This window comes from Litorimonas haliclonae (assembly GCF_965138505.1).
Classification (GTDB): Bacteria; Pseudomonadota; Alphaproteobacteria; order Caulobacterales; family Maricaulaceae; genus Litorimonas; species Litorimonas haliclonae.
Map to the genome: position 1 here is coordinate 813129 of NZ_CBCSCO010000001.1, position 19739 is coordinate 832867.

The following is a 19739-nucleotide window of genomic DNA, read 5'->3' on the forward strand; positions in this document are numbered from 1 at the left end:
AGAAGGAAATAACGTATGCGTGTCGTGATGGTAGGGACAGGATATGTCGGTTTGGTGTCCGGAGTTTGTTTTGCAGATTTCGGCCATGAAGTTATCTGTGTAGACAAAGACCCCAAGAAAATAGAGACACTTAACCAAGGCGGCATTCCGATCTACGAGCCCGGGCTAGAAAGCCTGGTCGCTAAAAATGTCCGGGCTAAGCGCCTGTCTTTTACAACAAACCTTTCAGAGGCGATGAAAGGGGCGGACGCCGTCTTTATCGGCGTCGGAACGCCTTCAAGACGCGGGGATGGGCATGCGGATCTGACTTATGTCTACGCCGCCGCAGAAGAAATTGCTCATAATATCGCTTCCGGCGACTCTGAATTCACGGTTGTTATCACCAAGTCCACAGTGCCGGTCGGAACAGGGGATGAAGTCGAGGCGATTATTGCCAAACACGTCCAGCCCGGGCGTTACGCCGTGGCCTCCAATCCAGAGTTTCTGCGTGAAGGTGCCGCGATAAATGACTTTAAGCGTCCGGACCGTGTTGTGGTCGGAACAGAAAATGAGCGCGCCAAATCCGTCATGCGTGCGCTTTATCGTCCTCTCTTCATTAATGAAACGCCTATTTTATTTACAAGCCGGCGCACCTCCGAGTTAATTAAATATGCTGGCAACGCGTTTTTGGCGACCAAGATTACATTTATCAATGAAATGGCCGATCTCTGCGAAGCCGTTGGGGCCAATGTCCAAGAAGTTGCCCGCGGTATTGGGCTCGACAAGCGAATTGGGCCCAAGTTCCTTCACGCTGGGCCGGGTTATGGCGGTTCTTGCTTCCCGAAAGACACTCTGGCCTTAACCCAGACCGCGTCCGAAGCTGGAGCGCCTGTCACCATTGTTCAGGCGGTGATCGATGCCAATGACAAACGAAAATCCAACATGGCAGACAAGGTTATCAAGTCGATGGGCGGAGACGTCTCCGGCAAAACCATCGCCGTTCTGGGCCTTGCCTTTAAACCCAACACAGATGACATGCGCGACGCGCCGTCCCTGACAATTATTCCAAAACTACAAAATGCTGGGGCAACTATTCGCGCCTATGATCCCGAAGCCATGAAAGAAGCCAATCACCTGCTCTCTGATGTAGCCTATACGGACGGGCCTTATGAGGCGATAAACGGCGCAGATGCTTTGGTTATTATTACAGAATGGGATGAGTTCAGGGCCTTGAATTTACACCGCATAAAAACTTTGCTTAAAACACCTATCATTGTTGATTTGCGGAACATTTACCGTCCGGAAACAATGAAGATGCAGGGCTTCACTTATGCCAATATAGGTCGCCCCGTTTAGAAAATGGAAAGCCGATTATGAGCCCTGCCCCAACCTATAAACCTGTCAGAATTGCCGTTCTTCCCGTCGCTGGGTTTGGCACACGAGTCTTACCCGCCACAAAAACGGTACCAAAGGAAATGCTGCCCGTTGTGGACCGCCCGGCGCTGCAATATGTCGTGGATGAAGCGTTGGAGGCCGGGATTGAACACTTCGTTTTCATTACCGGTCGTCAGAAAAGCGCGATAGAGGATTATTTTGATAGTGCCTACGAACTTGAAGATGCCCTCGAGCGCAAACAAAAAACCGAAATCTTAAAAAATTTAAAAATTAAACAGCCGCGCGAAGGCTCTATGAGCTTTGTTCGTCAACAAGCCGCTAAAGGTCTAGGCCACGCCGTTTGGTGCGCACGCGACATTGTCGGCGATCAAGCCTTTGCAGTTCTCCTTCCGGATGTTCTTGTGCAGTCCAAGCGAAGCTGCCTCGCTCAAATGATGGACGCCTATAAAGAAGTCGGCGGCAACATTATCGCCGTTGATGCGGTGCCTGAAGACAAAGTTTCCAGCTACGGTGTCATCAAACCCAAAGCCGGGGAGGATTACCGTTCTAAAAACCTTATTCAAATGGATGGTATGGTTGAAAAGCCGGCTCAAGAAGACGCGCCGTCCAATTTGAAAATCACAGGCCGCTATATTTTGCAACCCGAACTGATGAGCCTTCTGAAAGACCAGGAGGCCGGCGCAGGCGGGGAAATCCAGCTCACTGACGCCATGGCGCGGTTAATGGACCAGCAGAGTTTCCACGCTTTTGTATATGAAGGCCAGGATTACGATTGCGGCAGTAAAATCGGTTATTTCGAGGCTGTAATGGCCTATGCCAAAATCCATCCGGAAATCAGCGACAGAGCCAAAGCTCTGATCAAGCGAATGGCGGATTAGACCGGCTCTCTGAGGTCCAGTATCGTTTTCCCGATATTGTGTCCGGACATCATATGATTCGCGGCGTCCGGCAAAGCAGACAGCCCTTTAAAAAGCGTTGGGTCAATAGAGACTTTTAGTTCCCCCTGTTCCATCATCGTATAAAGTCGTTTCGCCGCGTCGCGATGGTGCTCTGCCAATAAAGCATTCATGAAACCTCTGACAGAAGCCCCTTTCCAATATAATTTTTCATAAACACGCGGGTGTAATACAGGTTTGGCGCCTTCCACGACCTCAGATGCGTAACCGGAAACAACCAATCTTCCCAGGGGAGCGAGATTTTCTACCAAAGCATCAAAAATTGTCCCGCCGACGGTATCGACCGCAACATTTATAGCATCGGGACACAGCGTCTTAAGGCGCTCCGCGACATCCTCTTTGCGATAATTAATACAGTTTTCCGCGCCCAGGCTTCTAACAAAGTCACACTTTTCATTCCGCCCAGCGATCCCGATAACGCGGCAGCCCAGATTTACGGCGAGTTGGACCCAGATATGCCCTAAGCCGCCAGCGGCAGCCGTTATCACGACTGTTTCTCCAGGTTTTAACTCAGCAACCTGTTCCAACGCCACGAGGGCAGAAATCCCTGTCGGTACAATCGCCAAATATTGCGGATCAATGGACGGAATAGCATAAGCCTTTTCGCCTTTAACCACTTGAATATGACGATATGCACCGCCCAAACCTGTCGTTGCAACCGCATCTCCGACACTAAATCCGGAGTCAGGCCCGGCTGCCTCGACACGTCCAATAGCTTCCACCCCCAGATCAAACGGAAGGGACAGAGACATATAGCCGATCTTCCCCTGCATCGCCATATGATCAAACAAGCCATTTACCCCCGCAAATTGATTGCGGATCCGAATTTCATCAGAGCCCGGCTCTCTAAGGGGGTCTGAAACAATGTGACTAGCCTGCGAATAGTCCCGTCCGAATTTGTGAACTTCTACTTTCTGAGGGGATATAGCAGGGTCTTTCATATTGGTCTCCGATTGATCACTTAATGAACATGTTTGATATAGAGGTGGCAGACATAGACCTGACTATCCCGGAAGAGATTGCGCCGCCTCAATGCGTTTCAAATTATACTTTCGACCCTAAAATTTAACTTGCGAAACCGTAAAACAGGAATCAAATCGACGTCTGAACAGAAACAAGCAAGTCGGGATAAGCGAAGCTCTCGCCCAGACTAACGACTTTGCGTTGAGTTTTTGTTGCCGGAGACCAATTACAATGATGCTAATCCGTAGCTTTGTCGCGCCAAGCGGCATTGAAGGTGTTAGGGTGTTTGCCGCTGAAAATATCAAAAAAGGCGACGTCGTCTGGAAACTTGATACAAAATTTGACCGTCTGGTAGAGACAGACCAAATGAAAGAGTTTCCACCCCATATGCAGGAATTTATGACGCGTTATGCGTACCCGTTACACGACCAACCGAAAACACTGGTTCTGGAAGCCGATAATGGACGTTTCATGAACCACTCTCATAACCCAAATTCTGATTTCAAAGAAATCGTAGTGGGCTATGCGACCCGCGATATTGCGGAAGGCGAAGAAATCCTCTGCGATTATTCAGAGTTTGTTCCGTCGCACGAACTGCTTCCCTCTCTTTTACCGCTGATGACAAAAAAAGAGTCTGAGGTCGCATAAAGTTTTGCGCCGCGCCTCGCAGAGGGGCGGCGCTTTTCAGCCCGGAAAACGTCGGAGAGGTGAGACCTTTGCGAGGCCAGAAACTTTGAAGAAGAAACAGGAGCGGTTCGCCTTGCGAACCTTTGGTGGAGCCTAGGGGAGTCGAACCCCTGACCTCTTGCATGCCATGCAAGCGCTCTACCAACTGAGCTAAGGCCCCTTTCAGGAAAGGTTTGCGCCGTTTAATCTCCGGCACCGGAGCGGTCAAGACGGCAAATACCGTCTTGAGGAATTTAATTCATCAAAATGAAGGTTTGACTAGATTTCGATCTCTTCTGGCTCTTCATCGTCATCTGCATCATCTGGCGGCGGCATTTCATTGTCGTCGTCATCATCAGAAACCAGAGCGGCATCTTGATCTTCGTCTTCATCCTCGGAATAGCCGTCATAGCCAGGCTTGTCTTCGTCATCATCGCCAGACGCGCCGCCAACAACGGCCATATCATCTCCGTCTAGCTCAAGCTCTTTCGCGGCCTCCTCTTCTTCGTCGACATCATCTTCATCGACTTCTTTTTGCTCGTCATTATCCTCATCATCGTCGTCATCATCTTCATTTTTAGACTCTGGCGGCAACTGGGAAGACGGTAAGATAGGAGCCACTACAAATTCGTCCCATGCGGTTTCCGTTCCACACATTGGGCAAAGTGCTGGATCTTTTCCGAGATCATAAAACTTCGCTTCACATTCAGGGCAAACGCGTTTGGTGCCTAAATCAACCTTCTTTGCCATAGGGTCGGTCCTTCCTTTTTCACAGGGTATGGATTGCGCCGCCCTGAGATAAAAAATATTTTATGTTGCGTGGATGGATGGGCGTTGTAAAACCCGTCTCCCGCTGGTCAATCCGCGTCTTAGCGGCTCGGCTATTCAAGTCAACCGCCAATGGATGTCAGGCTGTTATATGTCCTCACCCGCTGCTCCCGCAACCGCTGTCCCCTCGAAGGCTCTAAAGGGAACTGTCAAAGCCCCCGGGGATAAGTCCATATCGCATCGCGCGATCATTTTTGGCGCTATGGCAGACGGGATCACAGATGTGTCCGGTCTATTACGAGGGGCCGATATATTATCTACCGTTGGGGCGATGCGTTCTTTCGGCGCAAAGATTACGGAAAACGAGACAGGTACATGGCGCATTGAAGGCGTTGGCGCGACCGGCTTTTCGTCTCCGGCGGAAGATGTCGACTGCGGAAATGCCGGAACTGGGGTGCGCCTGATAATGGGGGCTGCTGCAGGCTATGACCTTAAAGCGCGATTTACCGGCGACGCCTCTTTGTCCATTCGGCCGATGAACCGAATTCTAGACCCGTTGCGGGAAATGGGAGTTTCGGCGGAGGCACGCACCACGGAAAATGGCGAGCCAGGTCGCCTTCCGGTTATATTAAAAAGCAGTGGAGACCTTAAACCAATAGACTATCGCCCGCCCCATGCGTCGGCGCAGGTAAAGTCCGCTCTCCTTTTGGCAGGCCTCGGCGCGAAAGGAACAACTACCGTGATAGAATCTGTTCCGACGCGGGATCATACCGAAAACATGCTTCGCGCCTTCGGGGTTCCGGTAGACGTGAAGGTCGCTGGCGATGGTAACCATATCAGCGTAACTGGTCCGGCCAAGCTCCAAGCGACAACGATAAAGGTTCCCGGTGACCCTTCTTCTGCCGCCTTCCCGATCATCGCCGCCCTCATTACGCCTGGATCAGACATTCTGGTTGAAAATGTTATGATGAACCCGACCCGGACAGGCTTGTTTGATACGCTAAACGAAATGGGGGCCTTTCTCCGGGCGGATAATTTTCGCAAATCCGGCGGCGAAACGATTGCCGATATCCACGTTAAGCACTCACGCCTAAACGGCGTCACTGTTCCGGAAGGCCGCGCAGCCTCCATGATTGATGAATATCCAATTTTGGCGGTGGCCGCTGCGTTTGCGACAGGGAAAACCATAATGAACGGCATCGGAGAATTGCGTGTCAAAGAGAGTGACCGGATCGCGGCAACGGCGGCCCTCCTGTCAGAGAACGGCGTTACGGTGGCCGAAACTAAAGACGGCATGACCGTTACAGGCAGCGCAGGCAAAGCGCCGCTTGGAGGCGGAACAGTGAAAACCCATCATGACCACAGAATTGCGATGAGCGCGCTAATTTTGGGTTTGGCCACGCAAAACCCAGTTAGCATTGACGACGCGTCGATGATCGCGACAAGTTTTCCGACTTTCTTTGACTTGATGGCTTCCCTTGGGGCACACATTGAAAGATGACTAAAAAACCGAAAACGATCGCAATTGACGGAACCTTCGCCTCGGGCAAAGGCACGCTCGCCAAGCGTCTGGCCGCGCATTATGGCCTCGCCTATATGGATACGGGCAAGCTTTATCGGGCCACAGCAAAAGCCACTCTCGACGCCGGAGGGGATCCTGACAACGCCGCCGACGCCGCGAAAGCCGCAAAGTCCCTCGGGCAAGGTAATCTTGACGAAAAGCTCTCTGACCCTGTCCTGAAAAGCGGCGCTATCGGGGCAGCTGCTTCAAAAGTTGCCGTTCACCCCGACGTGCGCGCCGCGCTTCTAGACCTACAACGTGACTTCGCGGCTCAAGGCGCAGTCCTTGACGGACGAGATCTCGGCACGGTGATTTGTCCTGACGCAGATGTTAAACTCTATGTCGACGCTAAACCGGAAATTCGCGCGGAACGCCGTCATAAGGAACTGGTTGGATATGGTGAAGAGATTAGCTTTGATACCGTTCTCGCCCAACTCCGAGAACGCGACGCGCGCGATATGGGCCGTAAGGATGCGCCGCTCAAACCCGCAGAGGACGCGCACTTTCTTGACAGCTCGCATCTTTCAATTGAGGAAGCCTTTGACGGCGCTTGCCGAATTATAGACGCCGTCATGGCCGGAAAATTTGAAGCCCTGCCTAAGAATTAACTTTACCTAATTTTTTAAAGAGCCTGTTATGACCAATCCGAAAACTCGACGCCTTTTTATTCTGGCGCATCTTTGGTTGGCCGGTTTTTTAGCGCCCGCATTCCTACTGGTTGCGATTTCAGGCGGGCTTTACCTCCTCGGAAATAGCGGGAGCTTCACAACTGAGGACGTGACTTTGCCTGCGGGCGCTTCACTCAATTTTGAGAGTCCAACTCTGGAAACGGATGTACGCGAACTCTTGAACGCAGCAAAGATAAATCAAAAATTTGAATATATTCGAAACCGCGGCACGGTCATACAACTCCGCCCCACATCCCGAACGCATTTGGAATTTCGCCAAACGGATGATGGTCTGACCGCAATCCGTAAGGTGCCCGACTTCCAAGGCACATTAATAGAGCTGCACAAAGGTCACGGACCGTCCTGGTTTAAATTTTATCAAAAACTTGTCGCTCTTGGTCTGATTGGCGTTGTGTTTGGAGGTGTTCTTGTCGGGTTCTTGGCCAAGGCCTATCGCCGCCAGACCTCCATCGCAGTCGTGATCGGGAGTCTTATTTTCATTTTTCTGGCATTTTTTTCGTAATTACTTTTCCCGTGTAATTTCACGGGGAATCGTCGCTAACCCCCATAAAGCCTACGAATTTTCGACCAGTTTTAGATTGTAAATCCCAAATTTCCACCTATGTCTATTAGGTAGAACAATCGCAATGAAAGGGGGGACGATGTCCAATTTCGAGACCCAAATCGAACAGTCCAAAAAAGAAGTCGCAGAAGCCCAAGCCAAAATCAGCGCTCTGTCGTCAAAGATTGATACGGCGCGCCAGAAGATGGAAATGGGATCGGATATCACGATAGATATCGAAAATGCGTCACTGGATGATGTCCACGCCCACGCCGATACGATGAACGCAAATATCGCCGAGCTTATTTTAGGTCTCGACGATGTCACCTCAGGTTTCTCCAAAGATTTTGACGCAATGCGCGATAGAACTGGCTGGGAAAAATTCGTCGGAATTTTCTCTAAACAACGCGCCGAATCCTTGCGGGCAGAGCGCATTAGAACGGCGACAATCGAAGATAAATTACAGGACCTGATTTCCAAGTCCAACACCATCCAGACCATGCTTCAGGATCAGCTTAATCAGCTCAACATGCATAAGGATCAGGTTCAGGCTAATCTCGGCACCACATTGACCAATCGCGAAGCCGCCGTGACCGCTCTGGAAAACATCAAGGCCGAGCTTCTGTCTATGGACCCTAAAATCATTGAGCTTGAAGGCAAGCTGGCCGTCGAGCAGGACGCCAAGAAACGCGCCCAATTGGAGAGCGAGCTGGCCGCCGTCAACGCCAATTACAATGATTTGGCGCAGCAAGAGCAAGTAAAGCTTGCCGAGTCGCAAACGCTGGAGCGCTATATCGAGAAGGGGAAAACCTGGGTCGATAGTTTGCAAAACCAAGCCGCCACACAAATGGTGCTGATCAACAAGTTGCAAACCGACACCAAACAGCGCGTTATCCTCTATGATGCCTTGTCGAAGTCGTTGAAAACGGCGCAGCAACAAGACGTCGCGCATAAAATCAATGAGATCGGCGTTGCCACGGATAAAGAAGCGCAAGTCGCCATGTCTGCCATCGGCGCGGCCACCAATAATAAAATGGCCGAAATGATGGAAGCGCATGAAGACCACATAGTCTTTGCCCGTAAAGTCCTGGAAGAAAAGGCCAAGGCGGATGAGCGATTTGCCCGGCGGTTTGAAAAAATTGTCGAGAAACATGACGCCAACGCTTATGGCCGAGATGATCTTTCAGCAGGTGGTCAGTAGATAAGTGTCAGTCGTTCAAGACCTACATTTCGATCACAAAATGCTCGATAGCGCCCGGGCTACCCGGCGCTATTTCGCAAAGTTCGAGCGGATTATGGGTCACCTTTCCGAGGTGGCCATCCTCTCTAATAAAGAAAAGCTTATCACGACGGCAGAGGCCAAAATCCTCCTGACCTATCTGGACTCGCTGACACATACTTTCACCGCTCTATCCTATAAGTTTCTAATGTCCCACCGGATCGGCGGATCTGAACCCAGCGGAATGAGCATCGACAAAACCGAGAGCGGGTTTCCGGTTTTTGGTGAAGTCATGCAAATGGCGTCGGATGCCACTCAAGCTAAAAAGCATTTAAAATCTTTGCCCGGTCAAGAACGCCTGAAAAAAGATATGATCAATCATATCCTGACGCAGCGTTCGTCTCCGACGCAGCTGCAATATGCGATGAGTCAGCGGATTTATTATGAATGTCTGGCAGAAGAAAACCTCTTCCTGACCCAAAACCATCCGCAAATTGTTTGGGTCGGAAAAGACATGAATAGTGGCCGCCGAAGCTACCTCGTCCATTGGGCGGCCTATGACAGCCAAACAAACCTGCCCGCGATTTATCTAATGGAGCTAGAGGATACGGCGTCTCGCGCTCTGCCCCATGATGAACGTCGCTGGCCGCGCGTCCAAAGCCACCTCATGGCGCAGGCCGTTTCCGGGTTGAAATTGCTGACGATCGCCAAAGGCTTTGATACGGATTTTGATACGCTCCACCCGAAACTACTTCGACGTTTTCACCTTGGCCCGATGTACAGCCATGACTTTACGGAACAGCAAGGGCCCATTCGTGATGTGTTAGCCGATGCGAGCCATCAGGAAGGCAGCGATTGGGCGCTCGCCTGGACCGTCGAGTCACTTTTGTCCGAAGATACAAAAGTCGAGAAAACCGGCATTTTTAAAACTGCCACACGGCAAATCTATAAATTAGATAAATTCCTCGGCGGAGCCGATAGCGGCGCGACCGAAACCCAACGCGCGGTCATTCTGCCCCACCGCGCCTATCAGGTTCTCGAAGAGAAAAAGGCTCAGGCCTTCCAAGGCACACGCAAATATGTCGTGGGCGAGAACACAAAAATTTTAAGCTATAGCTAGGGTATCAATGTCTGACTCCGGAAATTTGATGGAATTAAAAGAAGCGCAAATCCGCGAGAACTACGCGGCGGCGGAGCAGCTATTGGGCGGATTTGATCACACGCCGCGTCTGGCGAAAAAACAGGACATAAAATCTGCGGCGTCCAAAGAACGCTCCCCTGGCATGGGGACGCGCCGCCGTTTCCGCTCCACGACCCCCGGCCTTGTCACCCAGTCCACAGCCCGTCCTGAAGGCGTGCATTTAATCGCCCGCGTGGAAAACGCTGATGATGGCGATGCCCTCATCAGCCCAATGCAGGCCAATGTTCTGCACAGCCTTCGCCGCGCCCTCGCAACAGGCTTGCTAGTCTCAGACCAATATGGCGAGCAGACGGGTCTCTCCGCACTGATGAAAGAGAACCTGCGAGGCAAGCTCCCGGCGGGCAAGCAAGCTGAGTTTACCGAAGGACTCGCCGCCTCCGCGGTCATCAGCCTTCACGTCTTTGCCAATATGGCGAGCTTCCTTTTATCTTCTGCCCATGCGGACGGGTCGGATTTAAATGTCGAAATCGGCGATGTTGAAGAGGTGCTTACCGATAACGCCCAGCTTGCGCTCACCGGCGCTCTATGGGAACTGGATCAAGATTTGGCGCTGTTCGTGGACAGCGAGGATAAGCTCGTCCCCGTCGTCACGGCCTTCCTCGAGAAACTTATGGATAAGGTCGCCTTGCGCGCGGCGAACCTGCCGCGCCTGAAACCTTTTACCTCTGTCAGCTACCGCGTCGAAGAGGATAATTTCGACATTAACGGCTTTACGCCTTTTGCCCGCGCCCAAAGCTCCAAGCTGACCATGACCTTCAAAAAACCGCATGAGGTGGTCGGCAACCATATTGCGAAATATCAGGCGATGAAGCTGTCCAAAATGCTCATGGCCTATGACTTCGAGCGGAAATTAAATCCTTTCGCAGAACTTGGCGGGTTTATCTTTACCTTTATGGGCGACGGCGCGCCGGGAACGGGGAAAACCACCCTCATCCAGATGATGGCGGGATTAATTTCCGAATATTGCGCCAATGCGGGATATGCCTTCCGCTATCAAAATCTATCCACGGATTCCATCGACAGCTATCAGGGGAAATCGGCGCAAAATGCCAAGGCTTTCATCAATAATGTAATTGATCCGAACGTGATTGGGTTCGGCACGATTGACGATATTGACCAGCTGGCCGGGAAACGGGGAGACCGCCAGTCCTCTGCCGGACAGCTCGAAATCACGGCTGTGCTGATGGAAAGCTTTGCAGGCGCAAATACGGTGGTACGCGGCAATTGCACCTTCGGCATGTTTTCAAACTATCCTGAAAATGTGGATGACGCGCTTCGCCAGCGCGCGGGCGCAAGGTTCCTGGTGGACGGGCCGCAAACGCGAGAGGACTATATCGACATTCTGCATCTCTTAATGGGAAAGAACCATGACATTCCCGTTGGCAAACATGACCTATTCGCCGCGCAGCAAATCAAAAAAGCCGTCGCCGCGAGCTATGACAGCTATGCCCGTCCGAAAGAGGACGGTCTGGTTGAGGTCTATGACAAAGTCTCCAAAGACATCGGCAAGCTCGACACCATTGCCAAGCTCGGCACTTATTTGAAAGGCATTCAGGAAGCTGACTCCCGCTTTACTGGCCGCGCCATAAAAAACATCACCGACGCGGTCAAAGTCCGCGCCATGGATTTCGAACTTCCCGATGAGTGGATGGAAAAGCCTGATCTCTTCCTGACCAAAGATTATGACACCAAGAAAAAAATGATCGCCGACCTCTCCCAGCCGATCACGGTCGATATGGTCATTCAGGAAATCAACCGCTACGCCGACTCAGAATTCCGCTACGCCGATAAGTCAGATGAAATCGCGATTGAGAATATGGTGCGGGATTACGCGCGGCAGGAAGAGGCGAAGAAGCGGTATTTGGGGGAGAAGGGGTGATGTCGAGACGATTCATAGTTGAAAAAAGTGGGCTGCCTGACCTTTCTGGAATGATGCTAGCCACAGTCGAAGCTTTGAAAGAAATTGGCAGTTCTGCAAATATACAAGAGTTAGATGAAAAAGTTGCTGAAATCGAAAACGTGACCGAAGAAGAGCAATCTTATACAATGTCTAATGAAGATCCTCGGGCACGTTTAAATTATTACCTTGCTTGGGCACGGACATATTTAAGGCGAGGTGACGCTATAGAAAACTCTTCTCGAGGTGTTTGGGCATTAACGGATACTGGTGAAGAAATTATATCTTACGAACAAACGAAAGCAATTTATGAAAAGGTTCAAGCCGAAGAACGTGAACGAGCGCGTCAGAAACGAGAAGCCCGCAACCAACTAGAAAACGATGAACCAAGCGCGTATTCAGATAATGATAGCGAAACTGAAAGCTTTACGGATTGGAAATCCCAATTACTGGAAACTCTAAAGTCAATGGAACCATCCGCGTTTGAGCGCCTCGCTCAAAGGTTGTTAAGAGAGAGCGGATTCACAAAAGTTGAAGTCAGAGGCAAATCCGGCGATGGGGGAATAGATGGAGTTGGAGTGCTTCGAGTAAATTTGGTCTCTTTCCAAATATTTTTTCAATGCAAAAGATACAAAGGCAGCGTTGGATCATCTGACATCCGTGACTTTAGAGGGGCCATGCAGGGCCGTGCAGATAAAGGTCTGTTTATAACGACAGGTAGCTTTACTGCTCAAGCTACCGATGAGGCGACACGAGACGGTGCGACAGCAATAGATTTAATAGATGGCGATAGACTTTGCGACCTTCTAAAAGAAAATGATTTAGGCGTCTCCACAAAAATGATCGAAAAAGTAATTATTAATGACTCCTGGTTCGCGAGCATTTAGCCCATGATGCGTCTCGTCAAAAAAGGGCTGATGTTCGGCAACCTGATTGAGGTGTCCTCTCCGGCTTTGGTGGAGCGTTATAATCGCGCCCTAAAGCATCTGATTGACCGCGAGACGGCATTGACCGGTTTTCATATTGATATGTCGGGATATTCACCTGAGATCGGAGACGAATTTGAGGATCAGCTCTATCTGAACCCGAAGGGATGCAATCAGATGTTCATCCTGCTGACGACGGATCAAATGAAAGCGCCTTTGCTCAATTCACAATTCTCGACTTCCCGGTCAATCTTGCGTCAATATATTGAGGAAAACGAAGATCAGCTTTTTGCTCTGACGGCACGCGAAGCCGTGGCTGGGGAATTAATGAATTCCGTCTTTCATATCTCGTCGCCTTCTGACCTCCTGCATATCAATCAGATCGAAATCGAAGCTGACACCATTCAAGAACATGTCGCCGAGGCGCATCAGCTCTCTGAGCAAATTGATCAATTCATGACCGAAGACGATGCGTGGTGGGATGACGTCTTAATCGCGCAAATGATTGAGCTGGCCAAGCGGACGGGGAATATTCAGCGCAATCCGGTGACATTGGACAATAAAACTTATGTCCAGGGAAATTACTACACAAGCCATTTCGGCGGGGTCTATATTTTCCGCGACGCAGAGACCCCCACAGTTATCGCGCGGGAACGCGTCGAAGGTTTGGACGATCTGTCCATTGAGCAAATTCTGACCTTTGACGACAGGGAAGCGATTGCTGATTTCCTCCGCGACGAAGACCTGAGCGAGTTAATTGTTCAAGCGCCAAACCAATCCACCGCGGCCATTATCAAGCAAAAACTGGATTTCATCACGATCACTATTGCCGCCGAACAGGGTCATGACCTGAGCGGATTATCACGGCAAAACATTCGCCATTTGGAGCGGCGTTTTGTCGAGGATCTACCCGAAGAGTTTCACGGCCTGATGGATGTCTGGCGCTGGGCCAGTATGGGTGGACGGCCCCCGAAAATGAGGCCGAACCATCCGGCCTTTTTCTACTGCCTCCGCTCCAGTCAGCATAAAGACCGCGATTTGGTGAATATGCTTTTATCCGATCTGTCCCGCCTGGATTTCCGTCAGCTCTTTATTTGTCACAAAGCGCTTTTCTATGACGCCTATAGGAGCTGGTCAGAGTCCAAGAAAGATTATGTCTCGGACTTTCTGGCGCAGGAATATGCCATGGATAAGGTCGGTGCGCGCGAAGCTTTGTTCGGCGATGAGCCGGCCATGGAAGAACCTGAGCCGGAACCAAAACCCAAGACGGAATTTACCAACCCTTGGGGAAAAGCCAAAGTCAAAGACGGTCTGTATAAGGTCAAACCTCATAACAAAAAAGAAGATGACTTTCGCGAACTCTATAAGGATTACCGCAAAAAAAATTACCGAAAGTCCAAAAAGGGTAAGAGGGATTAGGCATGGTCGGCTGGATAAGAAATATCGTCATTATTTTCGCCATTCTCAGCGCGGTCTATGCCGTTTTGAGCATCACGGCTAATCTGCGGCAGCGGCAGAAACTGCGCAGTGAGTACCACAAACAAGACGCGCTTGAGAGCCAACAGGACTTTGTCGAGCGAGGCTTACGTCAATATAATCGCTCCATACGCCCTAAAATGCTTTTGGGGATCTATTTTTTCCCTCTCGCTATTTTCGCGGGTTTGGCGTGGTTGGCGCAATTTGGGTAGGTTTGGGCCCGGTGATTTCAGGAGTGTCTTATGAAAACAGTTAAATGGTTTTTCGCCTTCTTGGCCTTTATCATTGTGGCGGTTCTCGCGCATTACTACTTACCGGATCGCGACATCGTTCAGATTGTCGACACTGATGTGAAGCGTATGGACATTTCTGATGTCTCGCCCTTTTGGGACCGACCCGATGTCGGCACAAACACGCAAATGACGCGCGATGTTCGCTTTATTTATACGGTCAAAAAAAATGGCCGGTCTATGACTTACCGGAATGAAGACACAGGCTGGTCTTTCCCGCCTTATTTCAAATTCGACAGCAGCGACGTGTCCGGCAATGCCGCCAATCTGGCCCGAGACCCAGATCAGTGGGTCGCGGTTCGCCATTATGGCTGGCGCATAAAACTCTTCTCAATTTTCCCGAATGCGACCTCTATAAAAAAAGTCAGCGGCCCGGACGCCCTCTTAATCCCTTGGTTTAATATCGTCTTTCTCGGCCTTATCGCGTTTCTGTTGTTCTTGATCTTCCGCATGGCTAACCGGTGGAAGACTAAAAATGTTGACCCCATCACAGACAGAATTGGCGAAGAGTTTGACGATGCCGGAGAGGCTTTGTCCAAGCGCGGATCGGCCATAGGCAGAGGGTGGCGGAAAATCTTTGGAACGACGAAGCCGCGAAAATAAACTTCGCCGCTAAACTGAAACTTTAGGAGACGCTCTTACGAGAGCGTCTTTTTTCCATAGTGTAATTGAGCGCCAATCGCCCCCCATCCACATAGATACACTGGCCCGTAATATAGCTTGCATCTTCGGAAAGCAGAAACGACGCCACGCTCGCCACTTCATCCGGGAGAGCCACGCGGCCCAACGGCGTACGCGCTGCAATTTTATCCATCGCATCTTCATTCCCAACGACCCCGTCAAGCATGTCCGTTTTGACAGAGCCGGGGCCAATCGCATTGACGCGAATACCGTAAGGCGCGAGTTCCAGCGCCATCGCCTTTGTCATTTGGAGCAAACCGCCTTTGGACACGGTGTAGGCGATATAATCAGGTATAGCGACGGTATCATTAATCGACGACATATTGACGATAGCGTAGGGGCGGTCTGACAAACGTGAGCGGTCTTCGCGGTCTTCTATTTCCTTGACCATATGTTTGGCCACGGCTTTCGAGACCAAGAACGCCCCCCGAAGGTTTACCGCCAAATTTCGGTCAAAATCTTCCACGCTCATATCCAGCGCGCCGCCCTTCATGGCCACACCGGCATTGTTGACCAAGCCGTCAATTCGTCCGAACGCACCCAGCGTTTCGGCAATCAGATTATGCACCTGCAATTTATCAGACACGTCACATTCCACAAACACGGCGCGGTCCGTACCTTCTGCTAGCTCCTCGCCCGCGCGATACCCCTGATCTGTGTCCTGATCAGCCAAGACGACGCGATGGCCATCCTCGACCAGACGCTGCGCGCAGGCAAATCCGATACCGCGCGCCGCTCCTGTGACAATGAAAACCTGATCCGACATAGTGCCTCCCAAATAACTTAACGGGCAATAAAAAAGCCCACCCAATAGGGTGAGCCCGTATAACATCAAATTTATGAAATTTAAGAGACCAGAACCTGTTTGTCTGAAATCTCGTCCTTAATTTGTAGTTTTTGCTTTTTGAGCTGTGATATTCGCAAATGATCGGGCATGGGACTTCGCATTTCGTCCTGGATCTTTTGCTCCAGCGAGGCGTGTTTCGAATTTAGTTGGGTCAAATGCGCTGATAATGCCATTCACATCTCCTTAGGTTAGGTGACTTAAGCCCTTTTCTTATAGCACAAAACTTTGCCTGAGTCTTAATCGAATTCAAATTCGGACATTAAACCCTGTTCAGCTTGCTCATTTGCGCCGAAGTCTTTATTAAACTCTGGTGACGGACGAGACCCCAGACGCCAGCAATGATGAAACCCTAGAGCCGACCCAAGAGGAGCTACAGGCTCTGCTGGACCGTTTGCGCACGGAACATCGCCGGATTGACGATGAAATCAGGGCTTTATCGGAAAACGGCGTATCGGATATGCTCAAACTCCGACGGATGAAAAAAATAAAACTCTCGATGAAAGATCAGATAGTTTACTTAGAAAATCAAATCACGCCGGACATTATCGCCTAAACTGTCTGAAGTTTGTCTGGACGGGAGCGTTTTGCCTTGTACATGGCCTGATCAGCTCGGTGTAAAATTTCATCCGCCGCGATGCCGGGGTCACACGGCGCAACGCCCCAAGACGCGGAAATATTGACATAGCCATTGCCGGAGAAAATGCGTTCTTCTCTCATACGGCAGGACAAAGCCGAGGCTTTTGCCCGCGCAATTTCCGGTGAAGACTTAAACAACAGCACGCCAAACTCGTCTCCGCCCAGACGCGCGACCATATCGCATTGTCTGACACCGTTAAGCAGAACGTCGCCCACCGCCTTCAGGAGATTATCCCCCACAGTATGACCATGAGCGTCATTAATGGCTTTAAACCCGTTCAAATCAAAGAAAATCAGGGAGCTCACCATGTCATACCGCTCCATAACCGTTTGCGCCCGCGAGACTTCTCGCATAAAGGCCCGCCGGTTGAAAACAGGGACAAGGGGATCCGTATCCGCCGCGCGTTCCAGTTCCAACACGCGATAGCGAAGGCGGGTAATTTCCGCCTGAAGAGATATATTATCCTGGCTGAGTTGAGCATCAGTCACACCTGTCCGGTCAATCGCGCGAAAGCTAGCTTCGTTTAAAGCGCTGGAGACGCGGCTAAGCGGCATATGGTGGACCCCTAAAGTTCAACTTGCCGTCATCATTAGTCGCCCAGAGTTAAGAAACGGAAAAGAGGCGGTCTAAAGGAAACGTAAACCGGCTAAAAATGGCGGTTGGATTCTATTGGGTCATCCTTTAGAAGATATCGCTTTCCAGCCACTCTTATGGGGACTGCAAAGTCATGACTGCTAAAACTGCTCCTATCGCCATTATCATGGGCTCCACGTCCGATTGGCCGACCATGGAACATGCCGCCAATATTCTGGATGATTTGCAGGTAGCCTATGAAGCCAAAGTCATTTCCGCCCACAGAACCCCTGATAGATTATATGATTTTGCCACAGGCGCCGCCAAGGCGGGTCATAAGGTAATTATTGCCGGGGCGGGCGGGGCCGCGCATTTGCCCGGCATGGCAGCCTCCATGACACCCCTGCCTGTTCTCGGCGTCCCCGTAGAAAGTAAAGCCTTGTCCGGAATGGACAGTCTTTTATCTATTGCCCAAATGCCGGGGGGCGTGCCTGTCGGCACTTTGGCGATTGGCAAATCCGGCGCCAAGAACGCAGCCTTACTCGCCGCCGCTATTCTGGCCTTGTCAGATGAGGCGCTTGCAAAACAGCTCAATGATTGGCGCAGCAAGCAGACCGAGTCAGTCGCTCACGATCCGAAAGGTTAAGACGTGCGAACAGGCTTCCCTCTCCCGCCCGGGTCAACCATCGGAATTTTCGGAAGTGGCCAGCTGGGCCGGATGCTGGCTTTGGCGGCGGCGCGGCTTGGTTTAAAAACTCATATTTTCGCCCCGACTGGAATTGACAGTCCCGCCGCCCAAGTGGCGCATAGCTATACGGATGCTGAATATGACGATCTCAACACGGTGAAGTTTTTTACAGAGAATTGTGATGCGCTGACTTATGAATTTGAAAATGTTCCGGCTCAGACCGCGATGTTCGCGGCAGAGTGCAAACCGCTTCACCCCAGCGCTAATTGCCTCACCGTTGCCCAAGACCGCTTGACCGAAAAGCAGTTTATTTCCAATGAAGCTGGCGTCCCCGTCGCACCCTTTGAGGCTGTTGAAAATAAGTTTGACTTGAAACGGGGTCTGCGACGACTTGGCGGAACTGGGGTGCTTAAAACCCGCAGGTTTGGCTATGACGGTAAAGGTCAGGTCATTATTCGGGACGAAGCTGAAATTGAAGCCGCTTGGGAGAAGTTAGGGGATTACTCCCTCATTCTCGAGGCGTTTATCCCTTTTACGCGCGAAGTTTCCATTGTTTGCGCGAGGGGCGTGGATGGACACATGGCGGCCTATCCCTTGGTCGAAAATGTCCACCAGAACCATATTCTGCACACCAGCACAGCCCCGGCCCCAAGAGATTTGGGGAGCGCCAAAGATCTAGCTCAGAACATCATGCAGGCTCTGGATTATGTCGGCGTAATGGCGACAGAATTTTTTGAGCTGGAGGACGGAAGTCTGATAGTCAATGAAATCGCCCCACGCGTTCACAATTCAGGTCACTGGACGCAAGATGCGGGTTGTACAGATCAATTCGAGCAACACATCCGTGCGGTAGCCGGCTGGCCACTAGGTAATCCCAACCCTAAACACGGCGTCGTTATGACCAACCTTATCGGCGAGGACGTAAATGACTGGCAAAACCTGGCTCGTGAAGAAAACACTTTTCTGCATTTATATGGCAAAAAAGAAGCTCGGTCGGGGCGAAAAATGGGCCATATCAACCGGATCGTGCCATAGCTGTTGTTTATCGGATGTAGCCTACTGGCTTATCCCCGACGTCTGCGCCGTTTAAACTTCGGCGGACCACCATATCGTAAAGAGCCTAAAACACTTGCGGGGCTCGGCCAGTCTTTGGTTTTGGTTTTGACCTGCCATTTGAATTTTTCAAACTGCATGACATTTGCAATCCGTGCGTCCAGAAACTCCCGCCCTTTTGACTTATCTGGGTCGTCGTCATTGATCCAGACAGGTAAGGTCGTCCCTATAACGCCGGACAATATCGTGCGTTTGGAATAATAATTGGCATCTGTCGAAGTATCGCCAATGGCGCGCCAGATCGTGTCCGCCGCCGCCCAGAGCTGACCCGGCCCGCTAAGCCGCCCGGCCAATAACGTGTCTGGCAAAGCCAAGCGGGACAAAGCGCGGTGAGCCGCTTCTTCGAAAGGGTGAATGGCTTCCAATCTGGCCACGACGCCTTGCGTCACGCGGTCTCGAATTTTCATGTTTTCGATATCTAGCGCGGCGATTGATTCTTCTGTTTTAGAATTTAGCTGGTCTGACCAGTAAGCCAGTAAATCAAGCGCACCTTCGGGAAAATAGAGGGCTTCTGCGCCGTTGGGCAATCCGGCGGCTTTGACAGATTGGCGGAGCATTTTATCCGTCCAGCCTTCGAAGGCGGCCATAGGCAAGGCCGCCTGCAAAATGCGCTCGCGGGGGGATGGGCCTGTTTCGGTCATAAATCCCATATAGGATGGCAGGACCGCCCTGT

22 protein-coding genes and 1 tRNA gene are annotated in these 19739 nt (G+C 51.1%); 16 read left to right on the forward strand and 7 right to left on the reverse strand.

Features of this window, described 5'->3' with window-relative positions; genetic code table 11:
- Positions 1-15: 15 nt before the first annotated feature.
- Positions 16-1335 carry a UDP-glucose dehydrogenase family protein gene (locus ACNA05_RS03770; RefSeq protein WP_415810038.1) on the forward strand — a complete coding sequence of 440 codons (1320 nt, stop codon included), beginning with the start codon at positions 16-18 and terminating at the stop codon, positions 1333-1335.
- A 17-nt stretch (positions 1336-1352) separates the two neighbouring features.
- On the forward strand, positions 1353-2252 hold the full coding sequence (galU, locus tag ACNA05_RS03775) for a UTP--glucose-1-phosphate uridylyltransferase GalU (protein WP_415810039.1): 900 nt from the start codon (positions 1353-1355) through the stop codon (positions 2250-2252).
- Here galU and ACNA05_RS03780 read toward each other — a convergent pair.
- A complete protein-coding gene (locus ACNA05_RS03780) occupies positions 2249-3271 on the reverse strand; it encodes a zinc-binding dehydrogenase (protein ID WP_415810040.1) in 1023 nt (340 codons plus the stop codon). The two genes, galU and ACNA05_RS03780, sit on opposite strands and share 4 nt — an antisense overlap.
- Positions 3272-3524: 253 nt before the next feature.
- On the opposite strand from ACNA05_RS03780, the gene ACNA05_RS03785 reads away from it, so the two are divergent.
- Positions 3525-3941, forward strand: a complete 417-nt coding sequence (locus tag ACNA05_RS03785; protein ID WP_415810041.1) for an SET domain-containing protein — start codon at positions 3525-3527, stop codon at positions 3939-3941.
- 123 nt (positions 3942-4064) lie between these two features.
- On the opposite strand, the gene ACNA05_RS03790 is transcribed toward ACNA05_RS03785, so the two are convergent.
- A tRNA-Ala gene (locus ACNA05_RS03790) sits at positions 4065-4140 on the reverse strand.
- A gap of 98 nt (positions 4141-4238) precedes the next feature.
- Entirely contained in the window at positions 4239-4709 is a 471-nt protein-coding gene (locus ACNA05_RS03795; RefSeq protein WP_415810042.1) for an FYDLN acid domain-containing protein, read from the reverse strand.
- A 169-nt stretch (positions 4710-4878) separates the two neighbouring features.
- Between ACNA05_RS03795 and aroA the strand changes: the two genes are divergently transcribed.
- The 10 genes from aroA (at position 4879) to ACNA05_RS03845 (ending at position 15130) form a co-directional block, all read left to right on the forward strand.
- On the forward strand, positions 4879-6228 hold the full coding sequence (gene aroA, locus ACNA05_RS03800; RefSeq protein WP_415810043.1) for a 3-phosphoshikimate 1-carboxyvinyltransferase: 1350 nt from the start codon (positions 4879-4881) through the stop codon (positions 6226-6228).
- Positions 6225-6896 (forward strand): (d)CMP kinase, encoded by a 672-nt coding sequence (cmk, locus tag ACNA05_RS03805; protein WP_415810044.1) that lies wholly within the window; start codon positions 6225-6227, stop codon positions 6894-6896. Before aroA ends, cmk begins: the two co-directional genes overlap by 4 nt.
- Positions 6897-6924: 28 nt before the next feature.
- Positions 6925-7479: a hypothetical protein gene (locus ACNA05_RS03810; RefSeq protein ID WP_415810045.1), complete on the forward strand. Its 555-nt coding sequence runs from the start codon at positions 6925-6927 to the stop codon at positions 7477-7479.
- Positions 7480-7618: 139 nt separating this feature from the next.
- Positions 7619-8719: a hypothetical protein gene (locus ACNA05_RS03815; RefSeq protein ID WP_415810046.1), complete on the forward strand. Its 1101-nt coding sequence runs from the start codon at positions 7619-7621 to the stop codon at positions 8717-8719.
- Between the two features lie 40 nt (positions 8720-8759).
- A complete protein-coding gene (locus tag ACNA05_RS03820; RefSeq protein ID WP_415810117.1) occupies positions 8760-9857 on the forward strand; it encodes a hypothetical protein in 1098 nt (365 codons plus the stop codon).
- A 7-nt stretch (positions 9858-9864) separates the two neighbouring features.
- Positions 9865-11817, forward strand: a complete 1953-nt coding sequence (locus ACNA05_RS03825) for an ATP-binding protein (RefSeq protein ID WP_415810047.1) — start codon at positions 9865-9867, stop codon at positions 11815-11817.
- Positions 11817-12722 carry a restriction endonuclease gene (locus tag ACNA05_RS03830; protein WP_415810048.1) on the forward strand — a complete coding sequence of 302 codons (906 nt, stop codon included), beginning with the start codon at positions 11817-11819 and terminating at the stop codon, positions 12720-12722. The genes ACNA05_RS03825 and ACNA05_RS03830 overlap by 1 nt, the downstream gene beginning before the upstream one ends.
- A gap of 3 nt (positions 12723-12725) precedes the next feature.
- Positions 12726-14180 carry a DUF6638 family protein gene (locus ACNA05_RS03835; RefSeq protein WP_415810049.1) on the forward strand — a complete coding sequence of 485 codons (1455 nt, stop codon included), beginning with the start codon at positions 12726-12728 and terminating at the stop codon, positions 14178-14180.
- A 2-nt stretch (positions 14181-14182) separates the two neighbouring features.
- Positions 14183-14449 carry a hypothetical protein gene (locus ACNA05_RS03840; RefSeq protein WP_415810050.1) on the forward strand — a complete coding sequence of 89 codons (267 nt, stop codon included), beginning with the start codon at positions 14183-14185 and terminating at the stop codon, positions 14447-14449.
- Positions 14450-14479: 30 nt separating this feature from the next.
- Positions 14480-15130 carry a DUF1523 family protein gene (locus tag ACNA05_RS03845; protein ID WP_415810051.1) on the forward strand — a complete coding sequence of 217 codons (651 nt, stop codon included), beginning with the start codon at positions 14480-14482 and terminating at the stop codon, positions 15128-15130.
- A 22-nt stretch (positions 15131-15152) separates the two neighbouring features.
- On the opposite strand, the gene ACNA05_RS03850 is transcribed toward ACNA05_RS03845, so the two are convergent.
- Together ACNA05_RS03850 and ACNA05_RS03855 are read right to left on the reverse strand one after the other, a co-directional pair.
- The gene (locus ACNA05_RS03850) at positions 15153-15974 is read right to left on the reverse strand and encodes an SDR family NAD(P)-dependent oxidoreductase (RefSeq protein WP_415810052.1); all 822 of its coding nucleotides are present in this window, start codon (positions 15972-15974) and stop codon (positions 15153-15155) included.
- An 80-nt stretch (positions 15975-16054) separates the two neighbouring features.
- Entirely contained in the window at positions 16055-16228 is a 174-nt protein-coding gene (locus ACNA05_RS03855) for a YdcH family protein (protein WP_415810053.1), read from the reverse strand.
- Positions 16229-16365: 137 nt separating this feature from the next.
- Between ACNA05_RS03855 and ACNA05_RS03860 the strand changes: the two genes are divergently transcribed.
- Positions 16366-16608, forward strand: a complete 243-nt coding sequence (locus tag ACNA05_RS03860; protein ID WP_415810054.1) for a YdcH family protein — start codon at positions 16366-16368, stop codon at positions 16606-16608.
- Here ACNA05_RS03860 and ACNA05_RS03865 read toward each other — a convergent pair.
- Complete coding sequence (locus tag ACNA05_RS03865) at positions 16605-17246, reverse strand: GGDEF domain-containing protein (protein WP_415810055.1); 642 nt, start codon at positions 17244-17246, stop codon at positions 16605-16607. The genes ACNA05_RS03860 and ACNA05_RS03865 overlap by 4 nt on opposite strands.
- A gap of 173 nt (positions 17247-17419) precedes the next feature.
- On the opposite strand from ACNA05_RS03865, the gene purE reads away from it, so the two are divergent.
- Together purE and ACNA05_RS03875 are read left to right on the forward strand one after the other, a co-directional pair.
- Positions 17420-17911 carry a 5-(carboxyamino)imidazole ribonucleotide mutase gene (purE, locus tag ACNA05_RS03870; RefSeq protein ID WP_415810056.1) on the forward strand — a complete coding sequence of 164 codons (492 nt, stop codon included), beginning with the start codon at positions 17420-17422 and terminating at the stop codon, positions 17909-17911.
- A 3-nt stretch (positions 17912-17914) separates the two neighbouring features.
- Complete coding sequence (locus tag ACNA05_RS03875; RefSeq protein WP_415810057.1) at positions 17915-18988, forward strand: 5-(carboxyamino)imidazole ribonucleotide synthase; 1074 nt, start codon at positions 17915-17917, stop codon at positions 18986-18988.
- Between the two features lie 29 nt (positions 18989-19017).
- On the opposite strand, the gene ACNA05_RS03880 is transcribed toward ACNA05_RS03875, so the two are convergent.
- Entirely contained in the window at positions 19018-19707 is a 690-nt protein-coding gene (locus ACNA05_RS03880; protein WP_415810058.1) for a COQ9 family protein, read from the reverse strand.
- Positions 19708-19739: the final 32 nt, after the last annotated feature.